General features: G+C 42.8%; 21 protein-coding genes. 1 reads left to right on the top strand and 20 read right to left on the bottom strand.

Features of this window, described 5'->3' with window-relative positions; translation table 11 throughout:
* Window position 1: 1 nt before the first annotated feature.
* The 18 genes from UWK_RS15060 to UWK_RS14975 form a co-directional block, all read right to left on the bottom strand.
* Window positions 2–907 (bottom strand): IS1595 family transposase, encoded by a 906-nt coding sequence (locus tag UWK_RS15060; protein WP_015405248.1) that lies wholly within the window; start codon window positions 905–907, stop codon window positions 2–4.
* A 327-nt stretch (window positions 908–1,234) separates the two neighbouring features.
* Entirely contained in the window at window positions 1,235–3,052 is a 1,818-nt protein-coding gene (locus UWK_RS15055; RefSeq protein ID WP_015405247.1) for a sigma-54 dependent transcriptional regulator, read from the bottom strand.
* Between the two features lie 51 nt (window positions 3,053–3,103).
* Window positions 3,104–3,988, bottom strand: coding sequence for a PAS domain-containing protein (locus UWK_RS15050; protein ID WP_167320760.1), 885 nt, complete (start codon window positions 3,986–3,988; stop codon window positions 3,104–3,106).
* Between the two features lie 247 nt (window positions 3,989–4,235).
* Window positions 4,236–6,239 carry a PAS domain S-box protein gene (locus UWK_RS18740; RefSeq protein WP_015405245.1) on the bottom strand — a complete coding sequence of 668 codons (2,004 nt, stop codon included), beginning with the start codon at window positions 6,237–6,239 and terminating at the stop codon, window positions 4,236–4,238.
* A 293-nt stretch (window positions 6,240–6,532) separates the two neighbouring features.
* On the bottom strand, window positions 6,533–7,357 hold the full coding sequence (locus tag UWK_RS15040) for a 4Fe-4S dicluster domain-containing protein (RefSeq protein ID WP_015405244.1): 825 nt from the start codon (window positions 7,355–7,357) through the stop codon (window positions 6,533–6,535).
* Between the two features lie 95 nt (window positions 7,358–7,452).
* Entirely contained in the window at window positions 7,453–8,760 is a 1,308-nt protein-coding gene (gene nrfD / locus UWK_RS15035) for an NrfD/PsrC family molybdoenzyme membrane anchor subunit (RefSeq protein ID WP_015405243.1), read from the bottom strand.
* 111 nt (window positions 8,761–8,871) lie between these two features.
* Window positions 8,872–9,816 (bottom strand): c(7)-type cytochrome triheme domain-containing protein, encoded by a 945-nt coding sequence (locus UWK_RS18735; RefSeq protein WP_015405242.1) that lies wholly within the window; start codon window positions 9,814–9,816, stop codon window positions 8,872–8,874.
* A gap of 356 nt (window positions 9,817–10,172) precedes the next feature.
* Window positions 10,173–11,078, bottom strand: coding sequence for a hypothetical protein (locus UWK_RS15025; protein ID WP_015405241.1), 906 nt, complete (start codon window positions 11,076–11,078; stop codon window positions 10,173–10,175).
* Window positions 11,079–11,088: 10 nt separating this feature from the next.
* On the bottom strand, window positions 11,089–12,960 hold the full coding sequence (gene ftsH, locus UWK_RS15020; RefSeq protein WP_015405240.1) for an ATP-dependent zinc metalloprotease FtsH: 1,872 nt from the start codon (window positions 12,958–12,960) through the stop codon (window positions 11,089–11,091).
* Window positions 12,961–13,150: 190 nt separating this feature from the next.
* Window positions 13,151–13,366: a hypothetical protein gene (locus UWK_RS15015; protein ID WP_015405239.1), complete on the bottom strand. Its 216-nt coding sequence runs from the start codon at window positions 13,364–13,366 to the stop codon at window positions 13,151–13,153.
* Between the two features lie 72 nt (window positions 13,367–13,438).
* A complete protein-coding gene (locus UWK_RS15010; protein ID WP_015405238.1) occupies window positions 13,439–13,663 on the bottom strand; it encodes a hypothetical protein in 225 nt (74 codons plus the stop codon).
* Window positions 13,664–13,708: 45 nt separating this feature from the next.
* Window positions 13,709–13,921 carry a hypothetical protein gene (locus tag UWK_RS15005; protein ID WP_015405237.1) on the bottom strand — a complete coding sequence of 71 codons (213 nt, stop codon included), beginning with the start codon at window positions 13,919–13,921 and terminating at the stop codon, window positions 13,709–13,711.
* Between the two features lie 42 nt (window positions 13,922–13,963).
* Window positions 13,964–14,170 (bottom strand): hypothetical protein, encoded by a 207-nt coding sequence (locus UWK_RS15000; RefSeq protein WP_015405236.1) that lies wholly within the window; start codon window positions 14,168–14,170, stop codon window positions 13,964–13,966.
* Window positions 14,171–14,450: 280 nt separating this feature from the next.
* Window positions 14,451–16,277, bottom strand: a complete 1,827-nt coding sequence (locus UWK_RS14995) for a sigma-54-dependent Fis family transcriptional regulator (protein ID WP_015405235.1) — start codon at window positions 16,275–16,277, stop codon at window positions 14,451–14,453.
* Window positions 16,278–17,429, bottom strand: a complete 1,152-nt coding sequence (locus tag UWK_RS14990) for a two-component system sensor histidine kinase NtrB (RefSeq protein WP_015405234.1) — start codon at window positions 17,427–17,429, stop codon at window positions 16,278–16,280.
* 137 nt (window positions 17,430–17,566) lie between these two features.
* Entirely contained in the window at window positions 17,567–18,760 is a 1,194-nt protein-coding gene (gene nrfD / locus UWK_RS14985; RefSeq protein WP_015405233.1) for an NrfD/PsrC family molybdoenzyme membrane anchor subunit, read from the bottom strand.
* Between the two features lie 99 nt (window positions 18,761–18,859).
* On the bottom strand, window positions 18,860–19,549 hold the full coding sequence (locus UWK_RS18730) for a c(7)-type cytochrome triheme domain-containing protein (protein WP_015405232.1): 690 nt from the start codon (window positions 19,547–19,549) through the stop codon (window positions 18,860–18,862).
* Between the two features lie 105 nt (window positions 19,550–19,654).
* Entirely contained in the window at window positions 19,655–20,419 is a 765-nt protein-coding gene (locus UWK_RS14975) for a 4Fe-4S dicluster domain-containing protein (protein WP_015405231.1), read from the bottom strand.
* A 532-nt stretch (window positions 20,420–20,951) separates the two neighbouring features.
* On the opposite strand from UWK_RS14975, the gene UWK_RS19645 reads away from it, so the two are divergent.
* On the top strand, window positions 20,952–22,409 hold the full coding sequence (locus tag UWK_RS19645) for a pentapeptide repeat-containing protein (protein WP_015405230.1): 1,458 nt from the start codon (window positions 20,952–20,954) through the stop codon (window positions 22,407–22,409).
* 46 nt (window positions 22,410–22,455) lie between these two features.
* Here the strand turns inward: UWK_RS19645 and UWK_RS14960 are convergent, their stop codons facing one another.
* Entirely contained in the window at window positions 22,456–23,028 is a 573-nt protein-coding gene (locus tag UWK_RS14960; RefSeq protein WP_015405229.1) for a response regulator, read from the bottom strand.
* Window positions 23,029–23,037: 9 nt separating this feature from the next.
* Window positions 23,038–23,880, bottom strand: a complete 843-nt coding sequence (locus UWK_RS14955) for a CheR family methyltransferase (protein WP_015405228.1) — start codon at window positions 23,878–23,880, stop codon at window positions 23,038–23,040.
* Between the last annotated feature and the right edge of the window lie 16 nt (window positions 23,881–23,896).

The following is a 23,896-nucleotide window of genomic DNA, read 5'->3' as shown; positions in this document are numbered from 1 at the left end:
TCTACTCCGTTGTGGATTGCGAAATGATGCTTTTGTAGGAGAGCGATTTTTTACTGATTACGCCTGAAAGAAGAAGGTTAAATATTGCTTCTCTGTCCGGCAGCATTTCAGCATTGCGTCGAAAACAAAACTCGTCGAGATAAAGTTGCAGGTGTTTTGCTGCAACTCCACCTCGGTGAATCTTATTGATCCAGATCTCAAAACTTTTGATTATTTGTTTAGTTCGGTAAATTGCAGGGTCTGTAATTGTCACGAAATTGTTGCCAGTAATGAGTTTGTATTGCGTATCTTCTGGTGTGATAAGAGAGGCACCAGGCGCAACATGTTGCTCAAGAAAGGAGTTGACGGTTTCCGAGTTAAAAGAGCTAATTGTTGCCATTTTTATTCTCCCTGTAATTCCGGCAGGAAGGACTATCTCAGCAGCGGCCAGAATAAGAGGTTTATTGTGGGCTTCGCCACCTAGGGAAATGGTATCGGAAGAAATCTCTACTGTTTTGCTACACCGTTTTTTGTCTGCGATGGCCATGGCCATGCGCAGCTTTTGCAGCCATGTCCATGCAGTCTGGTAGCTTGAAAGTTTCAGCAGACGCTGCAAATCTTTAGCACTGTTTCCGCCTGCTGTCGATGTGAGCCAGTATATGGAGATAAGCCATTGTGAAAGTGGCTTTTTGGTTCCATGCATGATTGTGTTGGTGGTAATTGAGGTTGGGTGACCACAATGACCGCATGTTCTAGTCTTGGTTGGTATAAGGTTGTCATCAAGCCAGTTGCAGTAAGGGCACTCGAAACCGTTAGGCCATCTTTTTGAAAAGAGAAAACGCAGACTTTTCTCTTCATTATTAAAAAGCCTCTTGAACTCATCAAGAGTCTTGGGAAAGCTTTCTATGTGAAAATGTATGGCCTGCATGAGTTCTCCTTGAAAGAGCTGACTTATCCACTTTAGCTTGAGTTATTGCACATACGGTGCCATTGGGGATATATGTGTATATTTATTTGTAACAATATGAATATACACAATATATTTAGGTTTGTTTAGAATGTGTTTGCTTCGATTCTATTTAAGAATAATATCAATTAAATGAATTCTTATGCGCACCGTGGGTGAGAAAAACATATAAATACAGGATGTTGAGTGCGTCTAGGTAGGGGTGGTGGCTGAGGAAAGGTCGCACCACATAAGTGTGGCATGTGCTACACTTCTGATTCCACAGAAGTGTAGCAGTGGCAGTGGGGGTTAGAGGTCGAAGGTGCTAAGGTCAATCTTCATTTCTCGTAATTTTCGATAAAGGGTTGAACGATCAATGGACAGCAGTCTGGCTGCTTTTGCCTTATTGCCACCACTTTTTTTCAGTGCTGCAATGATTCTACTTTCTGGACTGTTGCCCTGGAAAGGATCTGAAAACAATGGTTTTTCAGAATGCTGCAGTTCGCCACCCTGTCGTAGTGGTGAACTGGTTGTAGTGTCCTGAAAAGTTGTTTGATTCTGAATTTCAATGGGAAGCTGTTCACTCGCAATCGTCGAGCCATTGCAGAGCACGCATGATCGTTCAATAACATGTTCCAGTTCTCTGATATTTCCAGGCCATGTGTAGTTTGTCAGCAATGTCATAGCCTGATCTGAAATACCAGATACCGGCTTCCCCATTTTCCGGGAATAGTGTTGGATGAAATTATTTGCCAGTAGCGGAATATCACCGGCACGTTCTCGAAGAGGTGGCAGAATGATATCAATAACTCTCAATCGAAAATAGAGATCCTCTCTAAATTTCCCCTGTTGGACCTTCTCCCGCAAATTTACATTAGTGGCGGCTATAATTCTCACATCCACCTGAATGGAAGTGTCGCGACCAACTGGATAAAAGGTTTTTTCCTGGAGGAATCGCAAGAGGCGCAGTTGCATCATAGGAGGAATGTCACCTATTTCGTCGAGAAAGAGTGTGCCACCATCGGCTTGAAGGATTCTTCCCATTCGATCCTGATCTGCGCCAGTAAACGAGCCTTTTTTATGACCAAAAAGTTCACTTTCGAGGAGATTTTCGGGAATAGCCGTACAGTCAACCTTGACGAGTGGTCTGTTTTTACGATGACTTTCAAGGTGCAGAGCTTCTGTTGCAAGTTCTTTTCCGGTTCCACTTTCTCCGGTAATAAGTACTGCTGAATCAACTTTCCCAACATTTTCTATCATCGTGTAGACAGTCTGCATGGCCGGGCTTGCCCCGATCATTCGATGAAAGGAACTACGCAATTTGGAACTTGCCGACTCTATTAAACATGTCATATCACGAATAACGATGACAACGCCATGAAAGCTACCACGACCATCTTCAAGAGGGGATATGCATATGCTTATAACCTTTCGATCCATCGTTTCAGTTGTGAATTCGATTCGGTGCTCCTTGATTTCAATGCCTGATCGCAGGACTTTTTCAGCATCCTCTTTAAAGAAGCAGCTGTTTTTATCAGCACACGCAACTGAGAGATTGCCTCCCTCATTTATTGCGGGGTTCAGGGGGCTGAAGAAAGACCGAGCAGCCTGATTCATTTTAATAATGTTCAGATCCTGGTCTATTGTGATGATACTGTCTGAAACGCTTCTAAGTAATGTGTCAAGGTAGGCTCGATAGTGATCTTTTTCTTCTTCGGCTTTCTGTTTCTCGTGCTGAAGTTTATATTGCTGTAAGGCCAGCCGCGACGTCTTTAGTAGTTGATCTTTCTCTACCGGTTTCTGGATATAGTCAAAGGCACCAAAACGTAAAGCTTCTGAAGCAGTATCGACATGTGGATATCCTGTTACCATTATGACAGGGCAGGTGATATTCAGTTCTCTTATTCGTTTTAGAAGGTCAATGCCTGAATTTCCGCCAAGGACGATATCACTGATTACCAGATCAAAAGATCGGGTTGTCAGTTCTCCTACGGCTTCCTCGAAATTAGATGCGAGTATAATTGGGCCATAGCCTTCACGTTTTAGAAAAATCTTAAAGGTGTGGCGCAGAGATTCTTCGTCATCTACGACAAGGATCGGTATTTCAACTGCAGGATTATTTTCCATTGCTGCTCCTGTTATTTTTTTTCTGTACCCAAAGTGTTATCTGCCCTGTTATCATGCAAAGGTTGTTAAATCTCTGAATACAACTACTGCGCCAGTAAGTGTTTTACCCTCAATGATAGGGGTGGAAGTATACTCTACCGGAAAGCTGCTTCCGTCTTTTGTCCAGAAAAGATCGTCTGATTTGAAATGTACCTGTCCATCCTTACAGGCCATGAAAATAGGACAATCGGACTCCTGGTATTTTGTTCCGTCCGCATGGCTGTGGTGGACCAGTTGATGATGTGATTTACCGATCAATTCCTTCATCTCCCACCCGAGCATAATGGATGCTGCCTTGTTCATGAAGGTTACATTGCCATTAGTGTCGAGTCCAAAAATTCCTTCTCCTGCGGAGTTAACGATCAAATCAAGTTGCCGTTCGAGTCTCTTCGTTCTTGATATGTCTTTGAAAACCACAACAGCACCTGATATCTGACCGTTATCGAGAAGTGGTGTTGAGGTGTATTCGACCATAAAGTTGTCACCCGACTTTTTCCAGAAAACGTCGTTCTTTTCAAAGTGCATCTGTCCATCCTTGTAGGCCATATAAATTGGACACTCTTCAACAGGAAAATCCTGGCCATTGCTGCGGGTGTGATGGACCAGGTCGTGGTGTGATGTGCCTATTAGTTCTTCCCTTGTCCAACCGAGTAATTCCGTGGCTTTAAGGTTAACAAAAGTTACTTTTCCTTCGAGATCTATCCCAAAGATGCCATCTCCTGCAGAGTCGAGAATAGTGTGGAGTCGTTTTCGCAGTTTAAGGCCTTCGGCTTCTGCTTGAATTCGTTCGGCAATTTCCCGGTTAAGCGATCCATTGATGACCGACATTTCAAATGTTTTTTTCTCGACAGCATCATCCAAGGATGACTGAACATCATTTAAAGAGTCAGTAGCCATTTTTAGATTCTTCTGAAGGGTTACCTCTTTCCTTTTAAATATCTTTGATTCACGCCAAAAAAGAAAAATTGTAATGACGTATAGGAAAAAAAGAATAACTAAGGACCAGATATTGTAAGGGATGTAGTTAACAGTCGAGCAGCTGTTAGAAATCCGTAAATCAAAAAAATACAAAACAGTGGCAACCGATAAGAACATAATTGAGAGCAGGAGTGGAATTCGGTAGTTTTTGTTCATCAGGTACTCCTTAGTTTGAAGAAATAGGTAAATCAACAAGTAGGGATGTTGAAGATCCGAGTTCACTGGCTATTCTGAGGTATCCTTTGTTGTCCTGAATGAGTCCATGACTGATGGAGAGGCCAAGACCGGTACCTTCACCTTTGGGTTTACTCGAGTAAAATGGATCAAAAACCCGATCGATTAAATCCTGTTCAATTCCAGAACCGTTATCTGTTATGGTAATACGAACATAAGTGGCCTTTGCATGCATTATCGTCTCACCACGAACAGTCAGGATCTTGTTGGGATCTGGCCCTGGAAATTTTTCGTTCAGGGCATAGCGGGCATTTGAGAGAATGTTGAGGAAAACCTGTTGAATCTGTTGAGAATTACAGTAAACCAGAGGGAGGTTTTCAGGGAGTTGCATGTCCAGAAGTATCATATCGTTGTTAAAGCGGTGACTGACAAGCTCCAGGCTCTTGTTGAGTATGCTTTGGATAGCAACTTCTTCTGGCGATTCCTCACCACGTCTTGAGAAATCGAGAAGATTCGAAACTATCGATGCTATACGTTTTCCTTCTTTTTTTATTCGTACCAGCAGATCTCTATTGTCTGGATCATCGGGGTCGTCGAGGATGATTTGGGCATAATTGATAATTCCATTTATGGGATTATTGATTTCATGGGCAACACCTGCTGCAAGCTCACCCACTGAGGCGAGTTGAGCTGCGCGCATGGCTTCTGCCTTCATCAGTTCTTCCTCTGTTAAATCTCTGGCAACAAGAAGGGCTGCTTCCTCTTCACCGTCATTCATATTTAAAGGACTGATGGTAAGAAGATAGTTACCGTGGAGTCCTCTTAGTTCAGTTTCAATAATCCTGCTTTTACCTTTTGCAATAAACTGTTCCAGAGGGCAGGGTGCATTTGTTGAGCGACCGAGGTGGAGAATGTCGCATATTTTATGACCAATGACATCCGGGCGCGTTTTCCGTGCAGCTGTGAATGTTGCCAGATTGGCATCAAGAATAACGGAGTCTTTTGAGACAATGAGGGCTGGATCCTGAATTGCGGAAAAAATATTTTCCCATTGTGAAATTGCCTGCTTAAGATCATGGTCAACTTGGAGTTGCCCAGTAATGTCGATTCCAAACAGGACAAGCCCAAGTTTTCCTTTTTCGAGATTCTGTCGAAAAGAGGCGTGCCAGTTGATAAACCGCTTTTGACAGTCTTTCGTAAGCAGGCATGATTCGAAATTCATCTGTTCTGTCTCACCTTTCAGTACATGGGTGAGAAGTTGTTGGTCTGCCTTACGATTTTCTTCAGCCATCAAGACATCAACCCAGTAGCGGTCAATGACCTCTTCTTCAGTGTATCCAGTCACCTCTTCTGCCTTCTGGTTAAAGGATAAAATTTTTCCGCAGGGAGAAATAGAGATAAGAAGCGCTTGCATTGTATCTACCATTTCTCTGTTGAAATCCCGTTCTATTTGAATCCGCCTGGTCATATCCTGAGTATAAAGAGCCAGGGCGATATCAGAGACGACCGCCTGTAAAAACGAAATTTCCTCATCAGTAAAACAATCAACCTTTTCGGAGTGAATGTTAATAATACCAAATTCTCTCCCCATATAGAGAAGAGGCCAGGAAGAACATGATCTGAAACCGGTTTTCAAAGAGATTTCGCGAAGGGAATTGTAGTGTTTGGTTGAACGAACATCCTGAATTATGACTTTAGTTCCAGACACGAGTGCTTCGGCAGCAGGGTTGCTTGAACTCATGTCGGTGATAACCTGCTCAACGAGATACATACAGTCTCTATCGGGAATGTTGGCAGAAGTAAGTGCTGCCAGAGGGGTTATCGCAGCGCCATCTTCATCACGAATTCCAGCCCATATAAGGCAATATTCATGATTTTGCATGATAATTTCACAACACTTCCTCAGCAACTTGTCGGCCCCGGTAGCTTCTACGGCTTCGGAGGCAGCAAGTTCATTTATCGCGAGAAGGATCTCATTTCTTCGAAAAGGGTTCATTTTGTATATCCATTACTGATAAAAAATATGCATAACTGTTCCAGATTTCAGAGAGTAGTGGAACAGATGTGTGGTTTCGTGAGACACAATAACCACACAAAACTACATAAGTGTAGCGTTAAATCCAACAAAACTGTCTTTTTATGTTTCATATGCACAAGGCGTGCCGGATTAATAGGGATGTGGTGAAAGGGTGAAAAAGGAGAGTATGGGAGTAAGAAAAAAAAATCCCTTCCTACCAGGAACTGGTAGGAAGGGATTGATGAAACGGGATAGGTTCCAGGTGCGGTGTGTTACACTTTGTCAGGATCGAAGTATTTGAATTTCTGACCATTGAGAATATTGTCAACCGAGCGCATATTACCCTTCATATAGAAAATATTTGGTTTAGTATCATCGGCAGGACGGAGAACCCATACCTGTTCTTCCAGCTGATGAACCAGTTTGTATACAATATTTTCGGGATCGGTAAGGTTGCCGAAGGTTCTGGCTCCAGTGGGGCAGGCAGATGAACAACCGGTCTGTGTCTCGCCCTTTGAGAGTCTTTCTTCCCAGCAGAAGTCACATTTGTCTACAGCGCGTCTTTCAGCACTGAAATAACGGGCATCATAGGGGCATGCAAGTATGCAGGTTTTACAGCCTATACATTTTTTACTCTCCATGCGTACAATACCAGTTATAGGATCCTTGAAGGTTGCCCGTGTTGGGCATGCTCTTACACAGGGGGCATCGTTACAATGATTGCAAAGTACAGGAATAAACTCAACCTGTTTGTCAAGAGTTCCTGAATATTTCTTTGTCAGGATACGAGTTCTATAACCATATTCAGGGACATGGTTGGTTTTGTTGCATGATTCAACGCATTTCTCACAGTCAATACAGAGAGACTGACGGATAACCATACTGTAGTGTGGATTGTATGGGTATTTTTTTACAATGCTGCTGCCACCTGATGCATGCGCAGTTCCAACGATGGAGGTTAAGGAAAGTATCTTTCCTCCTGCGTAGACACCAGCGACTGCAAGGCCGAGTTTTAAAAACTTTCGTCTTTCTTGAGGGGTGACTGATGAGGTTCCCTCGTTCTTCATATTATCAAAATTTATTTTAGGAAATTTCATGGGATAACTATCCTTTCAAATATTCATTCAGTAGGGTGGCAGGTATTTCTCTTTCTGCATTGTGTGTTGCAGAAAGAAAATTTCCTATCGTTTTCTTACCAGATTCTATGGTGACGCTTCATTGCATCTTCTTCGCTTTCACCTTCTTCCATAAAGTGGATAGCTCCACAACCTGGACAGATATAGCCTCCCTCAGGGACGATTTCATGCTTTTCAAGCTGGTGTCCATTGAGCATCTTTTCACCGGCGAAATAGGCAAGGCCAATGAATCCAATACCAAAGAGCGAGGCCATTATTTCATGGAATGAAGGGGTGTAGGTGAGCATGTTTTTGGCTTCTTCAACACCCAATGAGTGGTATACTGATTCCATTTGACCTGGAATGACAATGTCATAACGCATGAAGAAAATACCGATCATCATAAGGCCGGTGGCCCACATAATGAGATTGAAATTGTTTCCTCGTGAACGGATAAGAAGATAGAGGGGAAGAACCATTCCAAGGAAAATTTCAAAAACCCAGAAATTAATGGCATAATCTCCAGTCAAGAAAGACATTATAACAAGATGCTTTCCTTCAGAAACCATCCCGGTAATGATTTTCCAGATGGTAAAGAAAATAATTACAGAAATAAGAAAGATTGTGACCTGCGTAATGGCTTTTATGGCTCGTTCCATTCGCTGGTTCATGATTTCAGGGTTAATTTTCCAGCCAAGTGTAGTGAAGAAGAGAATGGCGCAACCACCTGACATGGCGGCGGAGAAGATGAAGTAAATTGGAAGATAGGGGCCATACCAGAATGGGCGTCCATGAAGCATTCCAAAAACTGCGCCCAGGTTACTATGAGCTGCAATACCAACAACAAGTCCAAAGAATCCCATGAGGCGGGATAAGGAATGGTTTTGCTCGAGAAGAAAATAATATTCAACAATCATGAACACGAGATACATTCCGTAGAGTGTTCCCATCCACCACATATTTGAAACAAAATTCGGTGAAATGACGTTCCAGATTGCCATGCGAAAGGGGTTTTCTATATCAAAGAATATGATACAAAAGCCACCAAACATAAAAACAATTGACATAAATACGGCACGCTTAGCAATGGGCATAAAAGCTTCACCGCCGAAAACATGACCAATGGATGAGACAATACAGAGTCCGGTTGAGGTAACAACACAGAAGATATATGCTGATATAAGTACTCCCCAGGAAATTTCTCTTGTTACACCGTATACATGGTGATATCCGGTGATCATGCCATGGAGACCTACAGACACACCGGCAAGAGCAAGAAGTGCAAACATTCCCATTGTTAATTTGTACAGGGGACTTGCATTTTTCAAGGCTTCGACGCCATGAAATCCCCATCTTTTTGAAATATTAACCATCCTTCCAGTCATTTTCTCTCCTCTTAATTTGTAAAACTATAATTTTGTATAACTGTAAATAATGATAAAAATTGTAATGAATTGGCAGTAGATCAGCCGCTGATCAGATTCAGCTAATGACCATTAATGCCCTGTTTTCCCATGCTCCTTACTGCCGGAGGTACCCTCATTCATCTTGTCGAATCCCTTAACACCAATGTGACAGACAGTACATCGGGTAAGATAACCAAAGGCCTGGGATGAGTCGTGACAGGTGCCACAAAACTTGTTGTGCAGAGCTTCAAGATATTTTCGTTTCTCTGCAGGGTCATCAGAAAAGCTGAGTTCTTCACCTTCGATGGTTCCTTTTTTCATAGTGAAAACGTCTTTGTGACAGGATTCGCAGGAAAGTTCTGCTTTACCAACATGGATGTTGTGATCAAAGACAACGGATTTAACGGGCTGGTTGAAAACAATTTTTTCAGTTGGTGGGTAGTGGCAGGATTGGCATTGGGTAGACGAATCGAATGCATCGTCACCGTTGTGGCATGCCCCGCAATACTTGCCTTCCTTGAACGCAGCCATGGTGAAGTCATTATTGGCAGTAGCTGCTCCTTTTTTCATGGCAAAAACACCACTGTGGCAACTCGCGCATTCAAGTTCTATCTCTTCAACATGTTTAGTATGGCTGAACGATGCCTTGGTAGGGGCCTCCCATATGAGAGGTTCTTCAGCAACACCATGGCATGCCATGCAGTTTGTGTCGGTGGCAAAGGCTGTGTCACCATCGTGGCATGTGCCACAAAACTGTCCCTCTGCCATCGCTTTCATGGTGAATTTTTTTGTATTGACGGCAGTACCGCGTTGCATGGAAAATATTTCATCATGACAACTCGAGCATTCGACGCCGGCATCCATGGTATGCGTTTTATGGTCAAAAGTTGCCTTGATCGGAGTGTTCCAGACGATCGCACTTTTGGGACCATAGGCCTTGACGTCGTATTCGTCTTCGGCAAGACAGTTTCCAGCAAGCAGGAGGGAAGTGGAAAGGGTTAAAAAGCTGGTCATTAATAGGGGACTTTTGATCATTTTTTGTGCTCCGGTAGATATGGGTCAGCGTGAAATGAAGGAGGTAATAAAACGTTTAATTACATTACTAAATAGCATAATAACTGGGAATCGTTACCAGTAATACCACATGGTATGCTACTACTTAGTAGTGTTTGAGATTGTTGGAGGCAATGCATACTGCCATAATAGCGTAGTGTCAAGTGAAAATTAGTATGGCCAGTGAACTTAATTTGTTTCTAAAATACTGAAAAAAATCATGTAAACTTGCAAGAAGATATTTAAAAAATTTGTTATATTAAAGCTATATGAATATCGGAAAGAGTATATGTTAGGTTAAGTTTTGCCCAACATTGATCATATGCACAGAATGAGTTTTATATTTGTTTGTTAAGATGAGCGATTCTTTCAGCTCCTTCGATAATATTCTGGAGGATTTTCATCTCCTCATTTCCCATCTCAACCTCACGGTAGGAATCCTTTAACAATTGAGCATAATTGATGATTCCATTTGATATATTATTGCTTTCATTGATAATAGAAGCAAGTTCATCGCTGAGTGTGTGGGGAAGTTCCTGAGTTGCTGATCTGTTTTTCATTTGATCGAGTAGTGAGTTTACAGAATCAACAAAAATGGTAATTTCTGAGCAGGTGCTTTTGTCATACAGAAATCCAGTGCTGATGACATCGTTGTCCGTGGTTTGTCTTTTAAGGTGGAGGAGGGGGATTAAAGCCTTTTTGTAGAGCAGAATAAGAGAAAAACTTATTAGGCAAATGATCACACCAAGTGCGCCTATCATTACCGTCTGGAAAGCCACAACTTTTGCACGCATTTGACTTCCTATAATACGGTCAAACTGAAGAAGATATTCTGTGAGACTGCGCATCTTGTCTTGTAGTACAAGACTGTTTGTAAGCTTGTCAGAACTTGAAAGTATTTCTCTTGAAGCGATAGCTATACCGGAGACATCTACTTGATGTGCCATTCCAAGTCTGAACTCACCTGGGATCAATGGATTTTCCTGAAGTCTTGCGATGGAAGAGTTGAGATCTTCAAGTTGGTTTGCAGTTGTGGCGATGGCTTTCCAATCCTGTTTGATAAGGGAAGTGGTGAGTTGTTCCCGTATCGTCAGCAGTTGAAAGACCATCTTCTCGCTTTGTGTTATGATGGTGTCGTATTGTTCTGACAGTTGATACTGGCGAACAATGAAGATGATCACCAACAGGAGGAGAAGGGCTACCCCCATGAAAACGAGGTAGCTCATTTTTTTTAAGGACCGCATTTTCTTTATCCTAGTCCTTCTTCAGCTTTGAATGAATACATCTGTCAGCTGCAGGGCAGGTTTCACACTCGTGAGTTTCTTTTATTCCTGCAGCAATTTTTTCCTTAAATTGACAGGACATGATGATGTTGAACTCCTCATCATCCAGGGTTTCAACCTCAAGGAGTATGGCTGCAAGCTGTTTGAGAAGGTAGTATTGTTCTTTGATGATTACTACTGCTTCATCGTGGCAGGACGCCAGGAGATTTTTTATCTCCTTGTCAATTGCTTCCGATGTCCTGTCACTCATTTCAACACGGTGCGATGAGCCTCCAAGGAATCCTGCGTTATCTATTACCATGGCCTGCGGACCTATTACATCGCTCATTCCCCACTTGCAGATCATGTTGGTCGCAATTTCAGTGGCTTGAACAATGTCCCCCTGGGCGCCTGTAGTACGTTGTCCAAATGCAATCTCTTCTGCTGCTCTGCCACCCATCAAAATAACAATTCTACTGCGCAGGTAGTTGAAGTTATAACTGCTTCTATCGTTAATGGATAATTGCTGCGTCTGGCCAAGTGCCTGGCCACGAGGGATGATGGTTATTTTGTGGATTGGGTCAGCGTCGGGTAGGGTTTTGGCAACAATTGCGTGACCTGCCTCATGGTAGGCAAGAATCTCTCGATCAGCGTCGGACATTATTCTCCCCTTTCGTTCAACCCCCATAAGTATGCGATCTCTGGCCTGCTCAAAATGTTGATGGCTAACAACTTTCTTTTGCTCTCTTGCAGCCATCAGGGCCGCTTCGTTGACAAGATTTGCCAGCTCTGCACCAGTAAAACCGGGAACCATATGAGCAATTTTGTCGAGGTTGATTTCAGGGGCAAGAGCAACTTTGGCACTGTGAACCTTAAGGATTCGTTTTCTGCCCTTGATGTCAGGTGGCAGGATGTTGACCTGTCTGTCAAAACGACCTGGACGTCTCAGGGCTGGATCCAGGATATCTGGTCTATTGGTTGCTGCAAGCACTATAATGGTGTCAGTAGACGAAAATCCATCCATTTCGACCAGGAGTGCATTCAAGGTCTGGCTTCTTTCGTCCTGGCCACTGGCCGTGCTTCCTCCAGCACGGCTACCACCAACTGCATCTATTTCATCAATAAAAATAATACATGGTGCATTGCTCTTGGCTTCCTTGAAAATATCACGAACCCTTGATGCTCCTACTCCAACAAACATTTCTACAAAATCAGAACCGCTGAAACTGTAAAAAGGAACCTTTGCCTCCCCAGCAATGGCTCTGGCAAGAAGCGTTTTCCCGGTTCCAGGAGGTCCTTGAAGTAACACGCCTTTTGGACTCACCGCTCCAATCTGACTATATTGTTCAGGATCTTTCAGGAAATTGACAACCTCCTGAAGCTCCTCAAGTGCCTCGGGGATACCTGCTACATCGTCGAAAGTCACTTGTTTATGGCTCCCATCAGGGAGAATAAGTTTGTCTGAGGCAAACTTATTTTCTTCCTCCTCTGTTTTCTTTTTCCTGCTCAAGGAGATTATAACAGTGAGAAGCAAAAGAATGACATAGATAATTGCAATAGCTTGGAAAATCTGCTCCGATCGATCTTTTTTGAAAATAATCTGGATATTTTTATCCTGCAGCTCAGAAATAAGTTTTTCAGCATTTGGGACTGTAGTCTCATAACTGTCACCACTCTTATGGGTAGCGATAACTTTGTTGCCGGTAAAGGTGGTGGATTTCAAATCATGATTAGCAAGGCAATAACGAAATTCGCTATAAGATACTGTGCGCAATTGGTGTTCGAGTATCCATAGGCCATAGCTTCCGCCAAGGATTACAGTAAAAAGAAAAAAGACAAACAGGTTTCGAATCAATATCGCCATTATGTTCCTTAAATGAAAAGCATGATGTAGCTAGTTACTAAAAAAAGATAAAATTGTGCCCTATCTGGCACCGAATGATTATACAGGTATATGCAGGTATAAGTCAAAAAAAAGCCAGGGATACAAATATCCCTGGCTTTTAAAATATCTTTGAAGCTAAGAGAGCTTAGCATATTTTTACATACACATGCTACATTGTTCCGGATACCGCTCCAAAAAGGCTTTTTAACAGAGCCACGGGGCCTTCTGACATGAAGGCTGAAGAGAGACAGATAACAGCCCAGAGTCCAATCCCACCAGCAAAGGCTGCGGTTACAACAGTTCCGACTTTGTAGAGTTCGCTGTCAGTGTTAACGGCTTCGTGTACGGTTGTTTTGACAGTTTGTTTGGTATCTACGTTGCTCATAGTGATATTCCTTTATAATATTTTTATAGGTGTTTTGCTGCACATTATTAAAAAAATTCGTTGAAGAGGTCATTAGGCGCCGGTAATGGCGTGGTACAGATTTTTCAACATTTCAACAGGGGCACCATTCTCAAGGATGGCACTTGAAAGGCATACCAGACCCCATATTCCGACAATTGCAGCAAATGCTGCTGTTGTGTACATGCCAACTTTATATAATTCGCTATCGGTGTGTTCAATTTCATGAACTGTAGCAGTAGTTTTAGTGATTTCTTTTGTGATTGCTTTGTCTTCCATGAGATGATCCTCTTATAGTGTCAGGAATTTTAATTTAGACCTATATTAACCAGTAATGGCTGTAATGAGATTTCGTATGAGCCCTATCGGTCCGCCACTACTTATAGTACCTGCAAAAAGACTTGCCGTTGCCCAGCAGCCGATAATTGTAGCTGTGAGGGCTATAAACCCAACACTTACTTTTGATATTTCGCTGGTAGCATTGGCTTGGCTTTTCGCTTGGGTACTGGTTGTTTCTGCGGAGTGAGAAGAGTTCATTTTTAAGCTCCTGGCGCTATGGTTGTTATGAGTGGCTATCGTTTATCCAGTGAAGGCGGAAATGAAGTTAGAGACAAGACCTGCAGGTCCTCCACTGCTGATCACACCGGAGGCGAGACAGGCAACGGCCCAGCAACCAATAATTGCAGAAGAGATAGTTACAGCGTGAACACCAACCTTATTAAGTTCAAGAGCTGTGTTTTCATTGGTTGTGCTTCTTTCTCTTGTGATAGTAGTTGTGTTTTTCATTTTGTTTCTCCCTGTATGGTTTTTTTATGATTTTTTAAATCTAGTTGCTTTGTAACATTAACAATGCACGCTGCGTGCCAGAATGCTTTTTTGTCTCCAGATAAAACAACGATCAGTCTTGAGGCCCGGTTTTGTTACTTGTTAGAGTGGGTGATGTGTTGCATGAGGGGGGATTTGTATGAACAGGGGAAAGAGCAGGTGTGTTGCGAGAGTGTTGCGTTTTTGCTGGTAGTGTTGCGAAAGTGTTGCTATCGTGCGTGCGCGCAACGTTATTGCAACACTATGGGGTGTTTTTAGGGGCAGGTGCTTTGGCAATGTCTTTGGCAATGCCGATACGTTGCATCTTACGATAGAGAGTTGAACGATCTATATTTAGCATACGTGCGGCTTTTGATTTGTTACCCCGTGCTCTCTTGAGTATATCTATGATTTCATCGCGTTCACTTATGTAGGGCGGGAGTGCAGCTCTTCCTTCCTGTGGTAGGGAGGTGGGAGGTGTTTGTTGGGGATGCAAGGGCTGCCTTTGTATTTCTTCTGCAAAGTGTTCAAGGGAAATTGTTGGACCTTCACATAAGACACAAGCTCTCTCAATAACATGTCTGAGCTCTCTGACATTTCCAGGCCAGGAATATTTAGTTAATGCGTCCATGGCTTGATCGGATATTCCATGGATATTGCGCTTCAGTTTTTCACGAAACATGGAAAGAAAGTGGTGCACAAGTATTGGGATACCACCTTTTCTGTCTCGAAGCGGTGGTAGTTTAATCTCAACAACTTTTAGGCGGTAGTATAAATCTTCACGAAAACTGCCATCCTTTACTTTTTCTGTGAAATTAACATTGGTAGCCGCAATGATACGAACATCAACTTCAATGGGATTATCCTGGCCAACTGGAGTAAAAGTTTTTTCTTGAAGAAATCTCAGGAGCCGTAATTGCATCCGTGGCGATACGTCACCAATTTCATCAAGAAAAAGTGTTCCATTGTGTGCCTGTAACAATCTCCCTTCTCGATTTTTTTCTGCGCCAGTGAAGGCTCCTTTAATATGACCAAAAAGTTCGCTTTCCAGTAGCTCCTCAGGCATTGCTGCACAATCAACTTTGACAAGTGGCATGTCGCGCCTGGTACTTTCAGCATGCAAAGCTTCTGCAGCAAGCTCTTTTCCAGTACCCGATTCTCCAGTTATCAGCACTGCAGTATCAACTTTACCCACATTTTCAATAAGATTGTATACCTGTTGCATTACCTGACTTGAACCAACATATCCATGGAATTTATTTCGAGTATGAGGTCCCGTCTCTGGTTCCGGTAGAGTGATATCACGAGCTACGATAACAACACCGTTAAACTCATCCTGCCCATCTTCAAGCGGGGCTGCATTTAAACTTATGATTCGTATGTTGCCATCGGGTTTGCGACACTCGACCTGGTGTTCACGGACTTCTATTTTATTTGCTAGTACCTGTTTGGCGTCCTGAAGGCAGGCTTTGCCCATTTCATTCTTATAACTGTCGAGGCGATTGCTAGTCCTTAAATTGATGTCGTCAGCAGAATCACTGAAAAGCAGCCATCGCTTGGCCGTATCATTCAACTGCACGATATTCATATCATTATCTATAGTAATGATTGCATCGCGAACGGAACTGAAAATTGCTTCCAGGTAGCGTTTGAATTTTTCATTTTCCTGAAGGAGATTCTTTTTCTCCTGTTCGAGTTGCCAATGGCTTAAAGCCTGACGTACAAATCTGAGTAATGTTTCTTTGTTGACTGGTTTTGAAATATAATCAAAAGCTCCGTGTCTGACAGCCTCTGCTGCGGAATCAAGATTAGGGAATCCGGTGACCATTACCACAGGGCATTCGATTCCTGCCTCACGAATTTTACGAAGAAGGTCAGTTCCCCGTTCACCTTCAAGAACAATATCGCTGATTATCAGGTCAAATGTGTTGCTGTTTATCACCTCAATTGCTTCGGAGAAAGTGGCAGCAGTGGTGATGGGTCCGTAGCCTTCTCTTGCAAGAAACATTTCAAAGGTGAGACGAATACTGGCTTCATCATCCACAATAAGAATGCGAGTATCTTTTTCCTGATGAGTTTGATCGTCCATTTAGATTCCAGATGTGGGCAGTTCGATGATCATTTTTGTGTATTGATGCATAATTGAATCAACTTTGATAAAGCCACCGTGATTTTGAATGATTCCATAACTGATGCTGAGACCGAGTCCAGTACCTTTACCAGATGGTTTGGTGGTGAAGAATGGGTCAAAGATGCGATTCAAAATTCCCTGCGGGATACCGGTTCCTGAATCTTTGATTGTGATTTGAGTAACAGTTTCTCCTTCTTTTTTTAGAAAAGGGTAGCAGCTTATCTCTATGGTTTTTTCTGGGGAGGAATTTGGATATCGATCGTTGAGGGAAAAACGGGCATTGCTGAGTAAGTTCAGGATTACCTGTTGTAATTGAGTGAAGTTTCCATAAATTCGATAGGCTTTTGAAGAAAATTCTGTTTTTATTTTAATACCATCTTTCTTAAATTGATGTGCAACAAGTGAAAGGCTGTCTCGTATGACCTGTTCAATGTCAATCAGTTCGTTGTTGTTTTCGCTTTCGCGGGCGAATGAGAGAAGGTTCTTGATGATCAAGGCAATTCGCTCCCCTTCGTTGACAATTCTTTCCAGAAGCTCAGCCTGCAGTGAATTCTTTTCACTATCATCAAGTAGCAATTGGGCAAAGTTGATAATTCCGGTAATAGGGTTGTTCACCTCATGGGCAACTCCTGCTGCCAGTTCGCCGATAGCTGCCATCTGTGCAGTTCGCAGGGAATCGGCTTTTCTCATTTCGTCACTGGTCAATTCCCTTGCAACAAGTAGTATTTTACAGACAGTGCCGTTTTTGTTTTTGATTGGTGAAATAGTGAGCAGGTACTCTCCTGCAAGTCCTGGAAGGGTGGTTTCTTCAACACGAGAAGTGGATGTGGTTAAGAGGAACTCCTCAAGGGGGCATTTGATATGAGGTAAGCTTCCTCCGTGGATAATAGTACAGATTCCCTTACCAACAATTTCTTTTTGGGTTTTTCGTGCAGCCTTGAGAGCGGCATTATTTGCATCGATTATTACACCGTCTGGAGTGACAATAAAAACAGGATCCTGAATGGCCTGAAACAGTTCATTACCACCGCCTGCAATATGTGAATCTAAGGATGTACCGTTTTGTTCAACAGGGGAGGACAGTTTTTTTTTGGGAGTGTTTTTTGTCATATTAACCAGAAGCAGGTAATAGGAGGAATGCTGAAAAGCTGGAAACTCTTTGGAAGGAGCCTTTAACTATGGGGAAGACAAAGTAAAAAGGCCACTCACAACATGAGCAGCCTTTTTATTGTCTATAACCAAGCCTATCAGTGATGTTCTTTCTGGTCAAAAATCTTACCAAAAACTCTCTCACCCATCAGGAATCCAAAAGAGACTACTCCAACACTTCCCAGAACGACAGCCATTTCGAAAAATGAAGGAACGTAGTCAAAATAGGTTGGAACATTGTCCCAGCCAAGGGTACCAGGAACAAGAAGACCGCCTGCAACAAGGTCATAGCGAGCCACAAATTGTCCTACGAGAATAAGAAAACCAGCCAGGGCCATCATTCCGATATTGGTGAGTCTGGAAAGGATGATGAGCATCAGAGGGATAAGGAGTCCTACACAAACCTCAATAACCCAGAAGTTAATTGAAAGTGGGCCAGAAATTAACGCATCCGCTGCAATACGACCAAGTTCTGCACCGCCAACATAGTAACTTATCAATCTCCAGAATGTGGCAACTGAATAAAGTACCAGTACAAGAGTCATAGCTTTACCGGCACTCCGCACTCCGTCTTTAACAGCTTCACTCATTTCTATACCTCGAACCTTGTAAGCCAGATGGTTAAAGAGGACGGTGGCTGCTGCGCCTGAAAGGAATGCAGCGGTGAGGAAATAGATGGGAAGTTGACCGCCATACCAGTAAGGCCTGGCAGGAAGGGTTGCAAATACACCACCAAGACAACTATTGGCAAGGACCTCGGCCACAGCACCGATGGTACCAAGAATTACGGCAATACGTGCAAGGCCCGTCACGATTCCAAAGAATTCTACTATCATGCAACCGACTGCCATACCGTAGAGTGTTCCCATCCACCAGATATTTGAAGTTGGGTTGGGGGAGAGAATATTATAGATAATCATTCTGTGAGGACTGGCGATTTCAACACCAATGGTGGCAAAGGCACCGAGGATACAGATAATGGACATCCATACCATTCTATTGCTGACGATAGCCATACGGGTTCCGCCAAAAAGATGGGAAATCGCAGCATATATACAGAGACCGGTAGAAGTGATTGCCCAGAAGGCATAGGTTGAAATCAACAACCCCCATGGAACGTCACGGGTGTAATTGTACATATTTTCATGACCAAAAATAAAGGATGAAACACCGCATCCAAGGCCAAGTACGATAATGATAAGAAAGAAAATCGTAGCCCGGTTTATCCCGGGAGTCGCCAGACGGGTATCCTGCGTCTGGGCAAAAATATCTGTCACTGAACTGTTCGCCATTTTAATCTCCTGCAATACTGTTTTATCAGGAACTGTGCCTGAGCATTTCAAATATTATTTTGTTGTCTGTCATTAACTGGTGAAAACAAACTGATACAATTAATGACCACCATTTTGATTCTCGTGCGCATGACTCTGGGTATGAGGATGTGGCTCTATCCCCATCAGTCGGTCATACCCTTTAACTCCAATGTGACAGGTGTTACAGAGGGTGTTTGAGGCAAAGGCTGTTTCACCGTCATGACATTTGCCACAGTATTGACCTTCATAGAGTGATTTCATTGTGAAATTTGGAGATTGCTCTGCGACACCAGCTTTCATGGAAAAGGCGTCGTCATGGCAGGAATCGCACTCAAGTCCAAAATCTTCTATATGAGCTTTGTGATAAAAGACTACCGCTTTAACAGGTTTGGTCCAGACGATAGGATCCTCTGGAAGAATATGGCATGCGGTACAGTTTGTATCAGTGGCAAATGCGGTATCTCCATCATGACAAGCTCCACAGAATTGACCTGCGGCAAGTGATGCCATGGTCAGTTTTCCTGTTCTTGGGGCTACGCCACGCTGCATGGCAAAGATTTCACCATGGCAGGCACTACATTCGAGGCCAATCGTATCTGTATGGGTGCGGTGGTCAAAAACAACTTTTGTTGGCGTGTCCCAGACGATGGGATTTTTAGGGCCAAAGGCCCTTACATCATACTCATCTGCAGCTGTAACATTACCGGCGAGTATGAAAACTCCACCCAGTAAAGTTAGTCCAACGGTGCTAATAAATCGTGTATTCATTTGGTTATAATCTCCTAGAATCTGAGTTGTATGCGTTAAGTATCCCACAATGATAATGTGTTTCTATTTTCAATGGGAGAGTGGACTGTTTGGGCCGTAAGGTACCTACGCATTCATATAAAAAACGTTAGGTAAGGCCCCGCATTCTGGTCGTATAACCCAGATTTTATTTTCAGGCTCATGCAGTAACTTATATATTTCAGTATTTTGGTCCTTTATGTCACCGAAAATACGTACATCTGCAGGACATGCAGCAGCACATGCCGTTTCTTTGTGGCCTTCAGCAAGGCGGGTGTCAAGACAGAAATTGCACTTGTCTATCGCATACTTCTCATGACTGAAGTATCTGGCATTGTATGGACAGGCAGCCATACAGGTTTTGCAACCGATACATTTTTTGTAGTCCATCACAACAATACCTGTTTCTGGATCTTTGTATGTTGCTCTGGTCGGACAGACACGGACGCAGGGGGGGCGATTGCAGTGGTTGCAGAGGATCGGCCTGAATTCTCGTTTCTCAACACCATCTATGGTAGTAAGACGTTCCTGGATGTCAGTACGCCAGGCATCGTGTTCATTGGGGACATGGTTGGTCTCCCTGCATGCATCAAGGCATTTCTCGCAGCCAACACATTTGTTTTGCCGCATAATCATTCCATAATGTTTAGTGTAGGGATATTGTCCATCCACCGGTATTACAGAATCACTGTTTCCTCCTTTGGCTGTTGAAACCGAGGTGAGGGAAAGTACGGTTCCACCGAGGAAAACTCCGGTGACCGCCAGACCCATTTTCAGGAAGTTACGACGTTCATCCGAGGGTAATGTCTCGACACCCTCGTTTGTTTCCTTTTCCAATTTCTTAATGTCCATTCTACTCCTCCAAGTACTTGAAACACATGATGGGCTCACGTGAGCCGATAGTTTAGCTGTGTGGAAATCTATAATTGTAAATGAGGCCTCATTCATATGCGTAAAGGCCATATAAAAACATGTGACATTTAAGTATTTAATATTACATTGTAAAATTGTGTGCCCAATTGTGTTGCGCAACATTTTTGCAACACTCAGTGTCGACTAAAATACAGCGAATCCCGGTAGTGTCAAGTTTTATTTAATCAAAAAGTAATACTGGGGTTTTGCTTGTAACTGTTCATATAAGGGTTGTGACCGAAACTTTATAAAAATAAGGACTAAAACTTTAATCTGTTAGGTGGTGTGGTGTCTTTGAAGCTTTAGGATGGGACTAATTTTCACGGTAGAGGGAACTTTCATTGGAAATGTTGAGGAGTAGATTCTTGACTCTTTTTAAGAAAATAGAGTATGTATCTGTGAGAAATTATATTTTACTATCCTCTTCTTTGTATAGACAACATATTACTAATAGATTATTCCAGGAGTTTTCATGTCAGGTCTCAAATCATTTTTTTGTGTGGCTCTCTTTTTGTGTTCGATATTTTCTGTACCCGGTATTGCCGCAGAGCTTTCTTCCTCCACAACTGTACAGGCTAATAAAAAACAACTTCTTGAAACTAGAAGTTGTCCACAATGTGATTTGAGTGGTGCCAACCTTAATAGACTCGATCTTTCCGGTGCAAACCTGGAGGGAGCCAATTTGTCACGCGCCCAGATGGCATTAACTAATCTTTCGGGAGCAAATCTAAAAAACTGCGACTTGCGTGAGGCGGTATTTAATGGTGCGGATCTTGCCGAAATTGACTTAAGAGGCGCTGATTTGACTGGGGCATCCATGGTAGGGGCATATATGTATGGTGCTTTAATGGATGGTGAAATAATTGAAACAAGCCCCTACGCAGGTGATAAAGGATTGAAGGATGTTAAGGAAACTGTTTATGTCGAGGACACTGCGAAACCAAAGAACGTTCCGGAAACAGAGGAAATTGTCATTCCCAGCAGAAGGGATTTCGAGGAAACACCACCTGTTGTACCAATAAGTGTTGAGCAGAATGATTCTGATAATGTATCCGATGTTCCTGATGTTTCAGATGACATAACACTGGCCTATGAGGATGCTACCCTTCCCAGACAAAGTGTAGCAGCTCCGGAAGCAAAGGCTGCTCCAGCAATTCAGGAAGTACGAATTGAAGACGTGACGGTTGAAGACGTAATAATTGTTCCAGAAGAAGTAATTGAACAAGAAATAAAAGAAGAAAAAGGTCTTACTGAAAGTGATGCTGTAGAAGAAGAAAAAAAGATTGAAAATGCTTTTACCGAAGAGGTCCAGCAGGATGTCATTCAGGGAGATGCTTCTCCATCTGTGTCAGTAAGTGAAAAAGAAAAAATTTCGGAGGATAATAGCATTGCTACTCCGGTTGTTGATATGGAACCTGAGAAAGGAGGTGATATGGTGACATCTCCTTCCTCTGATGCTGTTTCTGAGAATAATAAGAATGAAAAAGTGAATAGTGATGAAGGAGTGGTTTCCGAGGGGCAGGAAGTCGGTATTGTAGAAACAGTGCTTAGTGTGTTTTCAAAGGAAGAACCTTCAGGTGAAGTCATGAAAAACGTTGCAACGCTTCTTGATCAAAACAGCTGCTATGCCTGTGAGCTTTCAGGTGTTGATCTTAGTGGCGAAAACCTTGATGGTGCAGATCTGGAGGGGGCAAACTTCAGCAATGCTATTCTTAAGGGGGTTGACCTCGAAGGAGCGAATCTGAAGGGGGCGAACTTCAGTGGTGCCGACCTCAGTGGTGCCGATCTGTCAAAAGCCGATTTATATAGAGCAATTTTAAAAGACGCAGATCTGACAGATGCAAAACTTAAAAACACCCTGACGGATGATGTGGATTTCTCGGAAACAAAAGGATACAACCAGCCAGTGATGATGATTGAGCAGAACTGACGGGAAAGAGGAACCTGTTGCTGCAGGGCTTTATTGCATGGAAAACTTAATTGATTTCCTGAAGGACATCCAGTGCATCTGAAACTTTGTCATCTGCTGATAATCCATCATTTGTTAAAATTGTGTCTATTAAATCAATCTTGTTCTGGAGAACGTCAGCCAGCACTTCCAGGTTTTGAATGGTTTCTGAGGCAGTAGTCTCGGTTACATCCATTGCCTGGCGCAAGTCTTCGGCACTACGTAGAAGACTGCGCATGGTCGAAATTTTTTCAAGTCTTAAAAAAAGTTCTGTAAAATTGATCGGTTTTTCAAGATAGTCGGAAGCTCCTTTTTTCATAGCTTCAACAGCGGTATCGACTGATGAGTGTGCTGTTATCAGAATTACTTCGATATTTCGTTCAAGTCCCTTTGCAAACTCAAGAACTTCTATCCCACCAATATCTCCTGGCATCATCAAATCAGTAAGTACCACATCAACGTGAGTGTTTGAAAGAATTTCGTTTCCTACATACCCATCTTCAGCCAGGAGAACCTCATAGTTCTCTTTGATTAAACGCTGTTCAAGAAGTTTTCGAATGACAGGATCGTCGTCAACAACAAGTATGGTCAGGTTGTTCATCACAGTACCTCAATTTTTTTTCTGGTAAAAAATAGCCCGCAAATGTCTTTTGGGTACAAAGCGAGGACAGATACCAGTGAGCGATTCGGTTGAACCTATTATCAGATAGCCATCATCAGCAAGACTGTCAGCCAATTTGTTGAAGAGTTTTTTTCGATCGGCAAGAGTAAAATAGATGGCAACATTCCGGCAAAGGATAATGTCGAATTTACCAAGACCTGCAAAGGGGAGCATAAGATTTAATTTCCGGAAATTAACCATAGCACGCAGTTCATCTTTGATCTTCCAGCTATCCCCAAATAAGGTGAAATGTTTTTGAAGTGTTTGGCGTGGAAGACCACGTTCAATTTCAAATTTGTTGTACTTGCCATAGCTTGCCTGTTTGACAGCACTATCTGAAATGTCTGTGCCAAGAAGTTTGAGGTTGAAATTGTTCATCTGGTTGCCGAGAAGATCTTTGATAGTCATAGCCACTGAATAAAGTTCCTGACCAGTGGATGAGGCGGCACTCCATATTTTAATATTAGTTTTTAATCTTGGAGAACTGGGAGCTCGGAGATCAATGACCTCTGGTAATATTTTATGTTTGAGAAGTTCAAATGGGCCAGTATCTCTGAAAAACAGGGTTTCATTAGTGGATATGGCATCAATAATCTGACGCTCAATAACCTTGGCAGGATCTCTTTTTGCTTTGGTGTGGAGCTCCTGGTAAGATGTACAGCCAAGTTCCTCCGCAATGGAGGAAAGCCTTGTCTCAAAGAGATACGACTTGCTCTGATCAAGATATATACCCGATATTTCATGGATATATTGAGATATTATCTTAAGCTCTGCAGGCGTAATCTTCAGCATTGTCTAGTAGTGAAAG

This window comes from Desulfocapsa sulfexigens DSM 10523 (genome assembly GCF_000341395.1).
In the GTDB taxonomy this organism is placed as follows: domain Bacteria; phylum Desulfobacterota; class Desulfobulbia; order Desulfobulbales; family Desulfocapsaceae; genus Desulfocapsa; species Desulfocapsa sulfexigens.
This window is presented reverse-complemented; position numbering and strand designations above follow the sequence as displayed.